Consider the following 228-nt stretch of genomic DNA (forward strand, 5'->3'; position numbering starts at 1 on the left):
CGCAGGTTGCAGGCAGTGACGGTCAGCGCCGGCCGCAGCAAGACCACCGTCAATGTTGAAGTGCACCAGAAGCGCCCCTACACCAAGTACGCCAGTGGCAAGGCGATGACGCCGGATGAGGAGCGCGCCGGCATCCTTCGCAAGCTGGAGGAATCCCGCCAGCGCAATCTGGACGGGCAGCGTGCACTGGCCGAGAAGGACCGTGCGCGCGATGAGGAAATCGCACGC

At 65.4% G+C, this 228-nt stretch carries 1 protein-coding gene; it reads left to right on the plus strand.

From position 1 onward, the window contains the following. A partial coding sequence (locus KVS69_RS20965) for a translation initiation factor IF-2 associated domain-containing protein (RefSeq protein WP_217540289.1) occupies positions 1 to 228 on the plus strand: 228 nt, incomplete at both ends.

It is taken from the genome of Stenotrophomonas sp. GbtcB23, from assembly GCF_019091045.1.
In the GTDB taxonomy this organism is placed as follows: domain Bacteria; phylum Pseudomonadota; class Gammaproteobacteria; order Xanthomonadales; family Xanthomonadaceae; genus Stenotrophomonas; species Stenotrophomonas rhizophila_A.